The sequence below is a fragment of the Vibrio sp. 03_296 genome, assembly GCF_002265885.1.
Window position 1 is genome coordinate 1 of the sequence record NZ_NPKW01000352.1, and the last position, 1,005, is coordinate 1,005.

The following is a 1,005-nucleotide window of genomic DNA, read 5'->3' on the forward strand; positions in this document are numbered from 1 at the left end:
TGGCTTCTTCCCCAATATTAGGAAGCTCATAGAAACAACTCATTGGCATCTGAACTTCATAGCCAATGCCATTAACTTCAATCAACAATTCAGGGGKTTGCTTTTCCAGCAGAATGCCGCGAAGACGTCCGATCACGTTCAATACTCTTTAGAAATGAATTTGCGACAGGATAATAAAGAACTGGATAGACATCCAGTTCTTTATCTCATAAAACGAATACAAGGCTAACGATAACGGCCTCGTTTAGCACTGGTCGCCTGCCCGGCTAAGGCAATGATGGGTTTTGTTGGTTATTGGCGATGACAAATGGCAACACCTAACGCATCGGCCGCGTCCGCCTGAGGTTTAGCGGGTAACTTGAGCATATGTTGCACCATATGTTGCACTTGTGCTTTATCAGCCCCGCCCGTGCCTACCACGGCTTGCTTAATCAACGAGCGGCGTATTCGTAACCGGCAATCGTGATTCACGGCAGAAACGATCGCCGCGCCACGCGCTTGACCAAGTTTGAGTGCTGAGTCGGCWTTTTCGCCATGAAGACCTGTTCTATGGCAAACGCATCCGGCTGAAACTGAGTAATGATCTCCGTTACGCCCGCGTAAATTTGCTTTAAATCGGCCGGGCAAATCTTTTTCTGATGTACGAATGCAACCACTACCAAGATATTGCAGGTGTCGGCCATTTTGGCGAATCACACCATAGCCAGTAACGCGAGAGCCTGGGTCAATTCCTAGAATAATCGACATGACACTTCCTATCTGTTCCTTAAACAAAAACTCCCGCGTTTGCGGGAGTTTTTTTAACGCTTATTGCTTATTCTGCGCTTTTTTTCTTTTGCAATCGTCACGGCAATCGCAAGCTCTTCAAGTGCTGCTGGGTTAGCCACACTTGGTGCATCTGTCATCAGACACGCGGCTGCCGTTGTTTTCGGGAACGCGATAACATCACGAATGTTCTCAGTACCACACAGTAGCATGACTAGACGGTCTAGACCGAATGCAAGA

At 47.7% G+C, this 1,005-nt stretch carries 3 protein-coding genes; all 3 read right to left on the reverse strand.

Annotated features, from left to right (window positions below; genetic code table 11):
* The coding region (locus CIK04_RS24570; RefSeq protein ID WP_325205789.1) for an OB-fold domain-containing protein at positions 1-136 on the reverse strand (136 nt) is incomplete at its 3' end.
* 155 nt (positions 137-291) lie between these two features.
* Positions 292-747: a crossover junction endodeoxyribonuclease RuvC gene (gene ruvC / locus CIK04_RS24575; RefSeq protein ID WP_325205787.1), complete on the reverse strand. Its 456-nt coding sequence runs from the start codon at positions 745-747 to the stop codon at positions 292-294.
* 53 nt (positions 748-800) lie between these two features.
* Positions 801-1,005, reverse strand: a 205-nt coding sequence (locus CIK04_RS24580; protein ID WP_325205788.1) for an amino acid--tRNA ligase-related protein, incomplete at its 5' end; no start/stop codon positions are given.